This is a genomic window from Oceanicola sp. 502str15, assembly GCF_024105635.1.
Taxonomy (GTDB): Bacteria; Pseudomonadota; Alphaproteobacteria; order Rhodobacterales; family Rhodobacteraceae; genus Vannielia.
In genome coordinates this window covers 2,760,897-2,774,148 of record NZ_WYDQ01000001.1, presented here as the reverse complement: position 1 = coordinate 2,774,148, position 13,252 = coordinate 2,760,897, and the positions used below count along the sequence as shown (strand labels likewise).

Here is a 13,252-nt window from a genome sequence, read left to right as displayed (position 1 = left end):
ATGTTCAGAGCGCTGGTGACGGCCTCGGCCCTGCTGACGGCGACGCTTGCCGCGGTGCTGTTCATGCCCGGGGTGGGGCGCGAGGGGGCCGACGTTTCGGCGCCGATCGCCTCGACCGGGGACATGCTGCGCGGTGGCGGGCTGGTGGCGGGCCTGTCGACGATGGAGCGCGTGGAGCCTGCGTTGACGCCCGAGCCGGTGGAGCAGGCGGTTGCCGCGCCGGAGGTGGCAGAGGCAGCGCCCGAGCCGGACGATGTGGCGCCGGAGGCGGTGGCCGAGTCGGCTGCGCCGGTTGAGGATGAGATTGAGGCGGAGACCGTGGTTGAGCCTGCGGGCGAGCCGGAGGTTGCAGAGGCTGCACAGGTCGAAGAGCCGGTTGAGGTGAGCAGGGCCGCGACCGAGCCGGGGCGGGCCGATATGGCGGCTTTCCCGGTGGGCAGGACGGAGCCTGCGGTGGAAGAGACGGCAGAGGAGGCGGCACCGGCCCCGGAGTCCGAGGTTGTGGCCGAAGTGGTGGCTGAGGTGCCAGCAGAGCGTGGCGACATGCGCAGCCTGAGCGCCAGCGTGCTCTCCGGCTTGGGGCATGATCTGCCGCAGGAACCGGTGGCCGATACGGGCTCGCAGCGGGGCTTCGTGGCGAGCCATTCGTCGGGGCTGGCGCGGCAGGACCGGGCAGGATGGACCACGGATTACGTGCTCGTCGGCCTCGGCAAGGGCCCGCGCAAGGTGACGACGGCGCTGGAAGACGCGCAGAAATGGTCGACCGACTACGTGCTGCAGGGCCTTGGCGCGATTGGCGCCGACCGGCGGTTGGCAGAGGGCACGGGGCCGGTGACGCTGGAGCAGGTGGTGGCGCAGGCGATCGAGGAAGGCCGCTCGGACGACTACCTGATGGCGCTGATCGACGAGCTTTCGGCCTCGGGGCAGCTCGACGCCCCGGCGGCCCTGATCCGGCCCGACGGGCAGGTGGACTCGTGGCTGGTGCTGAATGCGCTGGTCACGGTGTCGACGGCGGTCGGCGTGACCGGCAGCGCGGCGGGCGGGCCGGTGCCGCGGCCGCACACACGGCTGAGCAAGGCGGCGACCTATACGGTGCGGCGGGGCGACAGCCTTGCGGCCATCGCCTACCGCTTCTACGGCGTGACCTCGCGCTACACCGATATTTTCGAGGCAAACCGGGCGGCCCTCGCCAGCCCGGACCAGATACGCCCGGGGCAAAGGCTGACCATTCCGGCAGGCTGACCTCCGCGCATCTCAGGGGCAAACGAAGAAGACCAACACCCAGTCACGCCCCAGCCCACCGGCCCTCTGAAAAGGCGGCCGGTGGATGTTTTTTTGGGGGGCGGTTCAGACGCCGAGGCACCAGCGCAGGACGGCCTTTTGCGCATGCAGGCGGTTTTCGGCCTCGTCGAAGATGACCGACTGGGGGCCGTCCATCACCGCTGATGTGACCTCCTCGCCGCGGTGGGCGGGGAGGCAGTGCATGAAGAGCGCCTGATCGCCCGCCGCCGCCATCACATCCTCGTTCACCTGGTAGGGGCGCAGCAGGTTGTGGCGGCGCTCGCGGGTGCTTTGGGCATCGTGCATCGAGACCCATGTGTCGGCCACGATCAGGTCGGCACCCTCGACGGCGGACCAGATATCGCGGTCGAACTCGACCTTGGAGCCGGCGGCGCGGGCCTCGTCGACGAACACGCGCTCGGGGTCGAGCTGTTCGGGGCCGCAGAAGGTGAGATCGAAGCCGAACTTTCCGGCGGCGTGGAGGAAGGAGGCGCAGACGTTGTTGCCGTCGCCCGCCCAGACCACCTTTTTGCCTTTGATCGGGCCGCGATGCTCTTCGTAGGTCATGATGTCGGCCATGATCTGGCAGGGGTGGGAGCGGTCGGTGAGGCCGTTGATGACGGGCACGGAGGCGTGCTCGGCCATTTCCAGCAGGGTGTCTTCGGCGAAGGTGCGCAGCATGATGAGATCGACGTAGCGCGACAGCACGCGGGCGGTGTCGGCGATGGTTTCGCCGTGGCCGAGCTGCATTTCGCCGCCCGAGAGCACCATGGTCTGCCCGCCCATCTGGCGCACGCCGACATCGAAGCTCACGCGGGTGCGGGTGGAGGGCTTCTCGAAAACCAGCGCAACCATGTGGCCCGCGAGGGGCTGGGCATCATCCGGCAGGCCCTTGAGGCGGCCTGCGCGGGCGGTTTTCATGGAGGTGGCGGTGTCGATCATCGACCTGAGGTCGGTGATGTCGGTCTTGTTGATGTCGATGAAGTGGTTCATGTCGCGGCCTTCTCGATGGCGGTTGCGGCGGCATCGAGCCGGGTGACGGCCTCTGCGATCTCGTCGTCGGTGAGGTTGAGCGGGGGCAGGAGGCGGGCGACGTTGTCGGCGGCAGGGACGGTGATGACGAGGGCGTGGTAGCCCGCCTTCACCACGTCGGCCACCGGGGCCTTGCACTTGAGGCCGAGCATGAGGCCCTGGCCCCGCACCGACTCGAAGACCTCGGGGTGCGCGTCGACCAGCCCTTCCAGCTTCTGGCGCAGGGCGCCGGACTTGCGGTTGACCGCATCGAGGAAGGCCGGGTCGGAGACCACATCGACCACGGCCTTGCCCACGGCACAGCCGAGCGGGTTGCCGCCGTAGGTGGAGCCATGGGTGCCAGCGACCATGCCCGAGGCGGCGGCCTCGGTGGCCAGCACCGCGCCGAGCGGGAAGCCGCCGCCGATGCCCTTGGCGGACATGGCGATATCGGGCGTGATCCCGGCCCATTCGAAGCCGAAAAACTTGCCGGTGCGGCCGATGCCGCATTGGACCTCATCGGCGATCAGCAGAACGCCATGTTCGGTGCAGGCGGCGCGGATGGCCTTGAGCTGGGCGTCGGGCAGCACCCGGATGCCGCCCTCGCCCTGCACCGGCTCGATCAGCACGGCGGCAACATCGGGCTTGGCAACCTCGGCCTCGAACTGCGCCATGTCGCCCCACGAAAGGTGGCGGAAGCCGGGGAGGACGGGGCCGAAGCCGCCGACCATCTTTTCGCTGCCCGAGGCGGCGATGGCGGCGGAGGAGCGGCCGTGGAAGCAGCCGTCGAAGGTGAGGATTTCGATGCGCTCGGGCGCGCCTGCCGCGTGGTGGAACTTGCGGGCCATCTTGACGGCCAGCTCGCAGGTTTCGGTGCCGGAGTTGGTGAAGAAGACGGTATCGGCAAAGCTCACCTCGACGAGCTTGTCGGCCAGCGCCTTCTGCTCGGCGACGGTGTAGAGGTTGGACACGTGCCAGAGCTTGCCGGCCTGCTCGGTGAGCACGGCGACCAGCTCGGGCGCGGCGTGCCCCAGCGCGTTGACGGCGATGCCTGCGCCCATGTCGAGAAAACGTCGACCATCGGCCTCCACCAGCCATGCGCCTTCACCCTTCACGAAGGTCAGCGGTGCGCGATTGTAGGTCGGCAGGATGGAGGGGATCATCGGATCGTCCTTTCTGAAAATGAAGCCCCTGAATGGGTCAGAGAGGGGCTTTCGTCAACGATTTTTGGGGTTTGGACCGGGTTGCGGGCGGGCACGGCGGAGCGGCCCGAAGAAAATCAGGCGCGGCGTCGGCGTCGGATGAGGGCGCAAGCGGTCATGGCTGCGCAGATAGCGCATTGACGCGGGGTTGGGAAGCACGATCTATGCGGGGAGCATTAAATCCCCGGATACACCATGCGCGACGCCACCTTCACCCCGGTCAAGCCGGACAACCTGATTGCGGCGCTCTGCATCGTGGCCTCGACCTGTTTCATCGCGCTCTCGACGCTCTTTGCCAAGACGCTGACGACCGACACGCTGGGCCCCGCGCTGTCGCCGTTTCAGGTGAGCCAGGGGCGGTTTGTCTTTGCGCTGATGGCCTTTGCGATGGCGGCGGCGGTGATGCGGCCCCGGCTGACGCGCCCGCATATGGGGCTGCATATTGCCCGCACGGGCTGCGGCTGGGGCGGGGTGACTTTGATGTTTGCGGCGGTGGCCTATATCCCCATGGCCGATGCCACGGCGCTGACCTTCACCAGCCCGGTCTTCACGCTGATCTTCGCGGTGCTGCTGCTGGGCGAGCGGGTGGGCTGGGTGCGCTGGGGCGCGGTGGCGATTGCGCTGACCGGGGCGACCATTTTGCTGCGGCCCACCCCGGCGAGCTTTCAGCCTGCGGCGCTGCTGGCGCTGGGGGCGGCGGTTTCGATGGGGCTGGAGGCGATCTGGATCAAGAAGCTCACCGGGCGGGAGGGGCGGCTCCAGATCCTGCTGGTGAACAATTGCATCGGCGTGGTCATTGCCTCGGTGGCCGCCGTGGCGGCGGGATGGCAGATGCCGACGGGCGCGCAATGGGGCGCGGCGGCGGGCGTGGGGTTGGCGATGGCGCTGACGCAAACGTTTTTCATCAACGGGTTGGCGCGGGCCGATGCCTCCTTCGCCGCCCCGTTCACCTACGGCACGCTGGTCTTTGCCGCGATCTTCGATGCGGCGGTCTTCGGCGCCTTGCCGGACCTCGTGAGCTACCTCGGCGCGGCGGTGATCGTGTCGGGCGCGCTACTGTTGGCGTGGAGAGAAGGTAGAAAGCGCGGCGTCGGGTTGCACCCGGGCGCAGGCGTAGTAAAATAAGGGCAAATGAGCGGCCCGGTGGCGGGCCGCTTTTCAGTTGAAAGGATGGTCGGGCATGTCTTGGACCGATGAGCGTGTGGAAACCCTGAAGCGGATGTGGGGCGAGGGCCAGTCGGCCAGCCAGATTGCCAAGGAGCTGGGCGGAGTCACGCGCAATGCCGTGATCGGCAAGGTGCACCGGCTCGGGCTTTCGAACCGCGCGACCGGGGCGGCCCCTGCGCAGGCGGCCAAGCCGGCGGCGAAGGAAAAGCCTGCGGTGGCTGCCAAGCCGAAGGCGAAGGCCAAGCCGCAGAAGCCGGCGCCTGCCGAGACCGCAGCGGCCAAGCCCGCCAAGGAAGAGCCCGCGACCCAGAGCGCCGCGCCGCCGATGAGCGCGGCCCGCAAGGCGATCATCCCCGCTGGCCAGCCGCTGCCGCCGCAGCCCTCGGCCAACGAGATCAGCCCCGAGGCGCTGGCCTCGGTGCGCGAGGTGGAGAAGAAGGCCAAGAAGCTCAGCCTGATGGAACTCACCGAGCGGACCTGCAAATGGCCCATCGGCGACCCGGCGACCGAGGACTTCTGGTTCTGCGGCCTCGGCGTGCAGCAGGGCAAACCCTACTGCGAGGCCCATGTTGGCGTGGCTTTCCAGCCGATGTCCTCGCGCCGGGACCGCCGCCGCTGAGGGGTTTGTGCAGCAAGAATATCTTTTGCTGCACATGGATATTGACTCCATATACAGCAAAAAATACTTTTGCTGTATATGAGCCGGCAAGACAGACATTCACCGAACGCTCAGGCGGCGTACCATGATCTGCTTCGGTCGCATCTTGACCAGCGGGTGACCGAGGTACGTGGCACGCCCAAGCTCTACGATGTGAATGGAAAGAATTACTGGTACGACATCTACCGCACCGGATCGACACAGCACAGAACCTACATCGGGGAAGACACGCCTGAGCTTAGGACGCGACTTGAGCAGGTTGCGCGGATCAAGGCCGAGGCTGCGGAAGGTGACGGGCAACGCACACGACTGGTGCGCCTGTTGCGGGCAGAGGGCCTGGCCCCGATGGATGGCGGCACGGGAAGCCTTCTGGCGGCGATGGCCCGCATCGGCGTGTTTCGGCTTGGCGGCACGGTCATCGGCACCCAGGCTTTCAAGCTGTACGAGGCCGAACTGGGTGTGAAGCTGGGATACGCGGATTTCGCCATGACGGGCGACGTGGACATCGCCAGTTTCGAGCGGCTGTCGGTGGCGCTTGAAGATACTGTTACGGAGCCGCTGAACGACGTGCTGGGGAACCTGTCGTTCGATCCTGTGCCTTCAATCGACAAGGGCAAGGTCTGGCGTTGGCGGCAAACGCGGCGGGAGCTGCTAGTCGAGTTTCTCACTCCATCCTTCGAAGCGGACGAGGGGCTGAAGCCGTTGCCGTCGCTCGGGGTCAGTGCCCAGTCGCTCCATTATCTCAACTTCCTGCTCGCCCGGCCCATTCCGGCCGTTGGTCTGTATCGCTCTGGCGTGCTGGTACAGATCCCCCGGCCCGAGGCCTTTGCCATTCACAAGCTGATCGTCGCGGCGCGGCGCGAGGGGCGGGATGCGATAAAGGCGCGCAAGGATCGGGCGCAGGCGGCCTTGCTGATTGCGGCGCTGGCGGAGGATCGGCCGGGCGAGTTGGCCGAGGCCTGGGAGGAGGCGCGAGCGGGTGGGGCGAAGTGGTGCGAGAAGATCGACGCCACGCTTGCGCGGATGCCCGAAACCCGCGCCCTCCTGACAGCTCTCTGACAGCTGTGCACGCCTGCGGGGTTGTCCTGCGCGGCGGGCGGGCTACACCTTCCTCCCTGATGTAACGAGGGACAAGGGAGGCCGACGCCATGGCCCCGATCATTTCCATCAAGGGACTGCAGAAGACCTATGACAGCGGCCACACGGCGCTGCATGGGGTTGATCTGGATATCGAGGAGGGAGAAATTCTGGCGCTGCTCGGGCCGAATGGCGCGGGCAAGACCACGCTGATTTCGGCGGTCTGCGGGCTGGTGACGCCGACGGGCGGGAGCGTGACGGTGGGCGGGCATGACATTGCCACCGACTACCGCGCCGCCCGCGCGATGATTGGCCTGGTGCCGCAGGAAATCTCGATCGAGCCTTTCGAGCGGGTGATGAACACGGTGCGCTTTTCGCGCGGGCTGTTCGGCAAGCGCAAGGACGATGCATACCTGGAAAAGGTGCTCAGGAGCCTGAGCCTTTGGGACAAGAAGGACAGCCGCAACAATGAGCTTTCGGGCGGGATGAAGCGGCGGGTGCTGATTGCCAAGGCGCTCAGCCACGAGCCGCGGGTGCTGTTTCTCGATGAGCCGACGGCCGGGGTGGATGTGAACCTGCGGCGCGACATGTGGGAGCTGGTGCGCGAGCTGCGGGCCGAGGGTGTGACCATCATCCTGACCACCCATTACATCGAGGAGGCCGAGGAGATGGCCGACCGGATCGGGGTGATCGACAAGGGCCGCCTGCTGCTGGTGGAGGAAAAGGAAACGCTGATGAAGAGCCTTGGCCGCAAGGAGCTGGTGCTGGAGCTGGCCAATGCGCCCGATGCCCTGCCGGCAAGCCTCGGCGGCTACGAGCTGACGCTCGAGGGCAACCGGCTGACTTACACCTTCGACACCACCGCAGAGCGCACCGGCGTCACCCGCCTGATGGCGGATCTCGACGCGGCGGGGCTGAAATTTACCGACCTTTCCACGCGCCAGTCGAGCCTTGAGGATGTGTTCCTCTCGCTGGTCGACGAAGGGCAAGAGCAGAAGGAGGCGGCCCAATGAACTGGCTGGCCATCGCCGCGATCTATCGGTTCGAGATGTCGCGCTTTTTCAGGACCGTCACGCAGAGCATCGTTTCGCCGGTGCTCTCGACGGTGCTCTACTTCGTGGTCTTCGGCTCCGCCATCGGCGGGCGGATCGACTCGGTGGAGGGGGTGAGCTACGGCGCCTTCATCGTGCCGGGCCTCGTGATGCTGACCCTGCTCCAGCAGTCGATCAGCAACGCCAGCTTCGGGATCTACTTTCCGAAGTTCATCGGCACGATCTTCGAGCTTCTGTCGGCGCCGATGAGCTTTATCGAGATCGTCATCGGCTACGTGGGCGCAGCGGCGACCAAGGCGCTGTTCATCGCGACCATCATCATGATCACCGCGAGCTTCTTCGTGGAGCTGAACATTCTGCACCCGGTGTGGATGCTGGCGTTTCTGGTGATGACGGCGGTGAGCTTTGCGCTGCTGGGCTTCATCATCGGGATCTGGGCGAAGAACTTCGAGCAGCTCCAGCTCATTCCGCTACTGGTGGTGACACCGCTCGTCTTCCTCGGCGGCTCCTTCTACTCGATCTCCATGCTGCCGCCGGCCTGGGCGGCGGTGAGCCACTTCAACCCGGTGCTCTACCTTGTCAGCGGCTTCCGCTGGAGCTTCTTCGGCATATCCGACGTGCCGGTGGGGATCTCGCTGGTGGCCGTGGCGGGCTTTTTCATTGCCTGCCTCGTGGCGATCTACGCGATCTTCCGCACCGGCTGGCGGATCAAGCCCTGACGTGGTGCAGCCGGGTCGGGGCCTGAGGGCGCCGACCCGGCCTGCGGCTCAGGATATGCCGTCGTTGCCTGCGTCGTCCTCGCCACGGCCCGTATAGAGATCGTCACTTTCGATCGCGGCGTAGAGCGGGGCCAGCTCTTCTGCCGTGAAGGTGTGGGCCTCGCTGCGGGCGGGCACGGAGACAGTGAAGGCGGTGGCGAGGGGCTCTTCGAGTTCTACCGTACCATCGTCATCGAAATGCGCCTTGTTGTCATGGTAGAACCAGAGCGCCTGGGCGATGTAGGCCAGTGCCTCGGACACTTTCACGGTCATTGGCTGGTTGATGAAGTCAAACGCCGCATGGGTGCTTTCATGGACCACAAGTGCGCTCTTGAAGGTGTCGCCGGAAACCTCGGTAAAGCCCATGTCGAAGCGGTTTGGCGTGTAGACCCAGGCGCCGCAAACCCCGGCCGGGCCATGGCGGCGGGCTGTGATGGTGCCATCGCTGATCTTGTCGCGGATCGGCTGATAGATCGACGGGCTGACGCTGCGGCCCTCGACCGTGAAGTTGAGCTGCTGCATGTGGGTTGTCGAAATGGTGCGATTGATCTCTTGTATCAGGGACATGTGCTGGGCCTTTCAATTGGATTGCTGCGCCCGGACGGGCGGCGGATGAATTGCGGTGGGGTCTTGGCGCGGCATGAATTTCCGCAGCGTCAAGATAGCACGAAACGCGGCGGGAGGCTGGGGTGAAGTTGCAGGCGGAGGTGGCAGGGCCGGATTTTGCCGATTGGGCGGGGCTGCACCGGCTGCTGGTGGAGAGCTTTGACTACATGGAGGGGCGGATCGACCCGCCCTCGTCGCTCGCGGCGCTCACGCCGGAGGGGCTGGCCGCGAAGGCGGAGCGGGAGGTGCTGATGCTGGTGCGATACGGTGCCCGCGTGGTGGCCTGCGGATTTGCCGCCCCGCGCCGCCCGGTGCTCTACCTCGGCAAGCTGGCGGTGACGGAGGCGCTGCGCGGGCGCGGGCTGATGCGGCAGGTGGTGGCGCTGGCCGAGGAGATGGCGCGGGAGGGCGGCTTTGAGGCGCTGGAGCTGCAAAGCCGGGTGGAGCTGGCGGAGAACCATGCCGCCTTTGCCGCGCTCGGGTTTGCCGAAACGGCCCGCACCGCCCACGAGGGCTATGACAGGCCGACCTCGGTGACGTTCAGAAAGCCGGTGGCCTGAGGGTCAGATGCCGTCGGAAAGAACCGAGCTGTCCTTGTTCGTGCGGTACTTGTCATGGGCGATGATGGCATCGTCGAGCGGCTTGAGCTGGGTGGTGCTCAGGGTCTGCCCGCTGGTGCCGCGCAGGGGTTTGGACACCACCCAGGCCGCCTGCATGATCGGGTCTGCGAAGGGGTTCTTTGACGGGTCCGCATCGGCGGCGGCCTGGGCGCCGTAGTAGATCAGCAGGGCCTGGGCGACATAGGCGGCGGCCTCGGAGGCGCGGACCTTGTTCTGGACCTTCTCGATATCGGCGATGGCATGGACCGACTCATGCACGATCAGCCCGATGTGGAGGATGGTGTGCAGCGTGTCGAAGCCGAGTTTGTATCGGTTTTCGTCGGAGTTGTAGTAGGCCTCGTCGGCCCCGGCGGAGGTGTCGTGGATGGCGGTGATGGAGCCCGCCTCGAGCGCGGTGGCGACCTTCTCGAAGTTGGACGCGTTGACGACGATGCCGTGGAGGACGAAATCTATCATCCAGACGGCCGGGGTGCGCAGGACGCGGGTGACGATGGGGGCCATGTCTGTTGCGGGCATGAATGTCTCCAATGGATTGGGGCCGCCAAGGGCCGGGACGCAAAGGGTTTTGGGGGCGATGTGCCCGAATATCCGGGCAGCGTGACGCCGGGGGCGGCGCCGATCAAGGCGGAGGCCAAAGATTACTGGAAATTTCACGCGCTGAACGGGGCTTTTCTGATGGCTCCGGCGGCTGTATAGCGCGGACATGTCCAGCAACCCGCCCGACCTGCGCCCCGACCTCGCGCCCGCACCCCGATTTGGCGAGGCCCCGCGTGAGGGCCAGCCCCAGATCGGCATGGTATCCCTCGGCTGCCCCAAGGCGCTGGTGGACAGCGAGCGGATTCTGACCCGCCTGCGGGCCGAGGGCTATGGCATCAGCCCGGAGTATGCCGGGGCGGATGCGGTGATCGTGAACACCTGCGGCTTTCTCGATTCGGCCAAGGCCGAGAGCCTCGAGGCGATTGGCGAGGCGATGGCGGCCAATGGCCGGGTGATCGTGACCGGCTGTCTTGGCGCGGAACCCGAATACATCACCGGCGCGCATCCCAAGGTGCTGGCCGTGACCGGGCCGCACCAATACGAGCAGGTGCTGGATGCGGTGCATGCGGCGGTGCCGCCCGCGCCCGACCCGTTCGTGGATCTGCTGCCGGCAAGCGGCGTGAGCCTGACGCCGCGCCACTACAGCTACCTGAAGATCTCGGAGGGCTGTAACCACAAGTGCAAGTTCTGCATCATCCCCGACATGCGCGGCCGGCTCGTGAGCCGCCCCGCCCATGCGGTGGTGCGCGAGGCGGAGCGGCTGGTGGCGGCGGGGGTGAAGGAACTGCTGGTGATCAGCCAGGACACCTCGGCCTATGGCGTGGACATCAAGCATGCCGAAGACCGTGGCCACCGGGCGCATATCACCGATCTGGCGCGAGACCTCGGCAGCCTCGGGGCCTGGGTGCGGCTGCATTACGTGTATCCCTACCCGCACGTGCGGCAGGTGATTCCGCTGATGGCGGAGGGGCTGGTGCTGCCCTATCTCGACATCCCGTTTCAGCATTCGCACCCCGATACGCTGAAGCGCATGGCCCGCCCCGCCCATGGCGAGAAGACGCTGGAGCGGATCGCGGAGTGGCGGAGCATCTGCCCCGAGATCACCCTGCGCTCGACCTTCATCGTGGGCTACCCGGGCGAGACCGAGGCGGAATTTGCCCATCTGCTCGACTGGCTCGACGAGGCGCAGCTCGACCGGGTGGGGTGCTTTCAATACGAGAACGTCGCCGGGGCCCGCTCCAACGACCTGCCCGACCATGTGCCCGCAGAGCTGAAAGCGGAGCGCTGGGCGCAGTTCATGGAGAAGGCGCAGGCGATCAGCGAGGCGAAGCTGGCGGCGAAGGTGGGCACCATCTGCGAGGTGATCGTGGACGAGGTGGACGCCGATGGGGTGGCGACCTGCCGGACCAAGGCCGATGCGCCCGAGATCGACGGCAACCTGTTCATCGACGAGGGCACCGAAGGGCTGAAGCCCGGCGACATCGTCCGGGTGGAGGTCGATGAGGCCAGCGAGTACGACCTCTGGGGCCGACGCGTCGACGCGCCTTGAGCGCAGCGCCTAGGGGGCAGCGGCACCGGGCCGGGCCCCTGCAAGGCGCCGGGCGGCATTGAGCAGCAGGCCGTAGGGGCGGCTGAGGAGCACCATCAGCACGGCAGCGGCCCCGAGGGCGGCGGTGATCTGGGCCAGCGAAGCCCCGGCGGCCAGAAGGGTGAGCCCGTAGACCGGCACTTGGAAGGCGAGGAAGGCCGCGATGTCGGTGAGCGTGCTGGCGAGGGCGGAGTGCGGGCGGACGCGGGCAAAGACCACATCGCGCCACCAGCCGTAGGGCCGCCCGGTGCAGACGATCACGGGCACCATGACGAGACGGGTGAAGAGCACGGCGGAGGGCGGCATTCCGGCCACGAACAGCTCGCTCAGGGCGGCAACGCAGGTGAAGAAAACGACGGCGGTGAGGGTGTCGACCAGAAAGAGACGCATGGCGCGACTTTGCAGCCGCGACCTGCCGGTGCCAAGGTCAATAACGGCGGGCGCTGACTCTTCTGTGGATCGCTTCGGACCTTGCCTGCGCATGGACAGCCGTTTCGGAGGCCACCTGCGAGAGTTGGCGGGCGTGTTCGGAGCGCATCCGCAGGGCCGCGAACTGCCGCCGCGACCGGCAGGCGGGCGGGCAGCCCTCGCTGGGCTCGGCATGGGCTTGCGGCCAGTCGGTGCAGGTGTCGGACCAGCCGCAGACGGGGCAGCAATGATCGACGCTGGACCAGGCATCGGGCTGCGGCGCCCGGAGGCGGCCAGCTTGCGAGGCCGCGCCCGGGCGCGCGGCTGGATGTGAAGGCCGTGTCATGGTGGCAGATCCTCTTCGGAGTGTCGGGCGACACACCTTGAGGTTGAACCACGCGGGCGCCGCGTGGTCAAAGCCAATTCCATTAACTTTTCTTAATGACAGGTAAATGCTCAACGCATGGGTGTCAGCCGGTCGAGCGCCGTCCCGTCGGCCCAGGTGCCATGCAGCGCGCCCGAGGGCGTGATGACGTAATAGACCGGGTTCGGATCGCCCCATTGGACCGTGATGAGCTTGCCATCGACGATCCCGGCGCCGGCAAAGCTGCTGCCTGCGACCGTCCATGTGAGGCTGACGGCGGTGCCGTTCTCGACCAGCTCGGCGGTGCCGAAATAGGAGGAGCCGTCGGGGTTTTTGCCCTCGACGGTGTAGCTGCCGGTGAGCCCTTCGGCAAAGGCGGGCAGGGCGAAGAGGGGCAGGGCAGCGAGGGTAATGAGGGCGTGACGCATGGGGTGTGTCTCTGATGGATGGGGTTTGAATGGGGCAAGTCTGCCCGCCCCGGACCTCAGAGGGCAAGCCCGATCAGGATCACGGCCCAGGCCAGGCCGAGCGCAATGGCCGAGAGCGCCACGGCGGCGGAGGCGGTGTCCTTGGCCTGCTTGGCCAGCGGGTGACGCTCCATCGAGATCCGGTCGACGGTGCGCTCGATCGCGGTGTTGAGGCATTCGAAGGCAAAGACCAGCACGCCGCCCATCAGCAGCAGGGCCTTTTCACCGGCGGTGATGGGCAGGATCAGGGCCAGCACGACGGAGACCGCATAGGCCACGATCCACTGCTTGAGCGAGTGCTCGGTGTGCCAGACATGCACCAGCCCCTCCCAGCTCCACCGGGTGCGGAGCCAGATCCGCCTGATTTGCTGTTTCAACATGCCCATGCCTCGCGCCGCGGTCCCCGCTTAGCTGATAGCGGGGAGCCCCTTGTTTATGAAGCCTTTTGCAGAAGGC

16 protein-coding genes are annotated in these 13,252 nt (G+C 66.7%); 8 read left to right on the top strand and 8 right to left on the bottom strand.

Annotation, left to right across the window (positions count from 1 at the left end):
• A complete protein-coding gene (locus GTH22_RS13520; RefSeq protein ID WP_252945930.1) occupies positions 1-1,242 on the top strand; it encodes a LysM peptidoglycan-binding domain-containing protein in 1,242 nt (413 codons plus the stop codon).
• A gap of 105 nt (positions 1,243-1,347) precedes the next feature.
• Here GTH22_RS13520 and argF read toward each other — a convergent pair whose 3' ends face one another.
• Together argF and GTH22_RS13510 are read right to left on the bottom strand one after the other, a co-directional pair.
• On the bottom strand, positions 1,348-2,274 hold the full coding sequence (gene argF / locus GTH22_RS13515; protein WP_252945928.1) for an ornithine carbamoyltransferase: 927 nt from the start codon (positions 2,272-2,274) through the stop codon (positions 1,348-1,350).
• Positions 2,271-3,455: an aspartate aminotransferase family protein gene (locus GTH22_RS13510; RefSeq protein WP_252945927.1), complete on the bottom strand. Its 1,185-nt coding sequence runs from the start codon at positions 3,453-3,455 to the stop codon at positions 2,271-2,273. The genes argF and GTH22_RS13510 overlap by 4 nt, the downstream gene beginning before the upstream one ends.
• Before the next feature lie 234 nt (positions 3,456-3,689).
• Between GTH22_RS13510 and GTH22_RS13505 the strand changes: the two genes are divergently transcribed.
• From GTH22_RS13505 to GTH22_RS13485, 5 genes are all read left to right on the top strand, one after another.
• The gene (locus GTH22_RS13505) at positions 3,690-4,619 is read left to right on the top strand and encodes a DMT family transporter (RefSeq protein ID WP_252945925.1); all 930 of its coding nucleotides are present in this window, start codon (positions 3,690-3,692) and stop codon (positions 4,617-4,619) included.
• Between the two features lie 55 nt (positions 4,620-4,674).
• Positions 4,675-5,280 carry a GcrA family cell cycle regulator gene (locus GTH22_RS13500; protein WP_252945923.1) on the top strand — a complete coding sequence of 202 codons (606 nt, stop codon included), beginning with the start codon at positions 4,675-4,677 and terminating at the stop codon, positions 5,278-5,280.
• Between the two features lie 156 nt (positions 5,281-5,436).
• Positions 5,437-6,378 carry a GSU2403 family nucleotidyltransferase fold protein gene (locus tag GTH22_RS13495; RefSeq protein ID WP_371928354.1) on the top strand — a complete coding sequence of 314 codons (942 nt, stop codon included), beginning with the start codon at positions 5,437-5,439 and terminating at the stop codon, positions 6,376-6,378.
• A gap of 89 nt (positions 6,379-6,467) precedes the next feature.
• Positions 6,468-7,409, top strand: coding sequence for an ABC transporter ATP-binding protein (locus GTH22_RS13490; RefSeq protein ID WP_252945919.1), 942 nt, complete (start codon positions 6,468-6,470; stop codon positions 7,407-7,409).
• Positions 7,406-8,167 (top strand): ABC transporter permease, encoded by a 762-nt coding sequence (locus tag GTH22_RS13485; protein ID WP_252945917.1) that lies wholly within the window; start codon positions 7,406-7,408, stop codon positions 8,165-8,167. The genes GTH22_RS13490 and GTH22_RS13485 overlap by 4 nt, the downstream gene beginning before the upstream one ends.
• 48 nt (positions 8,168-8,215) lie before the next feature.
• On the opposite strand, the gene GTH22_RS13480 is transcribed toward GTH22_RS13485, so the two are convergent.
• Positions 8,216-8,773 carry a hypothetical protein gene (locus GTH22_RS13480; protein WP_252945915.1) on the bottom strand — a complete coding sequence of 186 codons (558 nt, stop codon included), beginning with the start codon at positions 8,771-8,773 and terminating at the stop codon, positions 8,216-8,218.
• 122 nt (positions 8,774-8,895) lie between these two features.
• Here GTH22_RS13480 and GTH22_RS13475 point away from each other — a divergent pair, with 122 nt between their 5' ends.
• Positions 8,896-9,372 (top strand): GNAT family N-acetyltransferase, encoded by a 477-nt coding sequence (locus tag GTH22_RS13475; protein ID WP_371928353.1) that lies wholly within the window; start codon positions 8,896-8,898, stop codon positions 9,370-9,372.
• 3 nt (positions 9,373-9,375) lie between these two features.
• On the opposite strand, the gene GTH22_RS13470 is transcribed toward GTH22_RS13475, so the two are convergent.
• Positions 9,376-9,948, bottom strand: a complete 573-nt coding sequence (locus GTH22_RS13470; protein WP_252945905.1) for a hypothetical protein — start codon at positions 9,946-9,948, stop codon at positions 9,376-9,378.
• Between the two features lie 187 nt (positions 9,949-10,135).
• Between GTH22_RS13470 and rimO the strand changes: the two genes are divergently transcribed.
• Positions 10,136-11,518, top strand: coding sequence for a 30S ribosomal protein S12 methylthiotransferase RimO (rimO, locus tag GTH22_RS13465; RefSeq protein WP_252945897.1), 1,383 nt, complete (start codon positions 10,136-10,138; stop codon positions 11,516-11,518).
• 9 nt (positions 11,519-11,527) lie between these two features.
• Here the strand turns inward: rimO and alaE are convergent, their stop codons facing one another.
• From alaE to GTH22_RS13445, 4 genes are all read right to left on the bottom strand, one after another.
• Entirely contained in the window at positions 11,528-11,947 is a 420-nt protein-coding gene (gene alaE, locus GTH22_RS13460) for an L-alanine exporter AlaE (protein ID WP_252945895.1), read from the bottom strand.
• A gap of 37 nt (positions 11,948-11,984) precedes the next feature.
• Complete coding sequence (locus tag GTH22_RS13455) at positions 11,985-12,311, bottom strand: DUF6455 family protein (protein ID WP_252945892.1); 327 nt, start codon at positions 12,309-12,311, stop codon at positions 11,985-11,987.
• Between the two features lie 110 nt (positions 12,312-12,421).
• Complete coding sequence (locus tag GTH22_RS13450) at positions 12,422-12,757, bottom strand: hypothetical protein (protein ID WP_252945890.1); 336 nt, start codon at positions 12,755-12,757, stop codon at positions 12,422-12,424.
• A gap of 56 nt (positions 12,758-12,813) precedes the next feature.
• Complete coding sequence (locus GTH22_RS13445) at positions 12,814-13,176, bottom strand: diacylglycerol kinase (RefSeq protein WP_371928352.1); 363 nt, start codon at positions 13,174-13,176, stop codon at positions 12,814-12,816.
• Positions 13,177-13,252 lie beyond the last annotated feature (76 nt).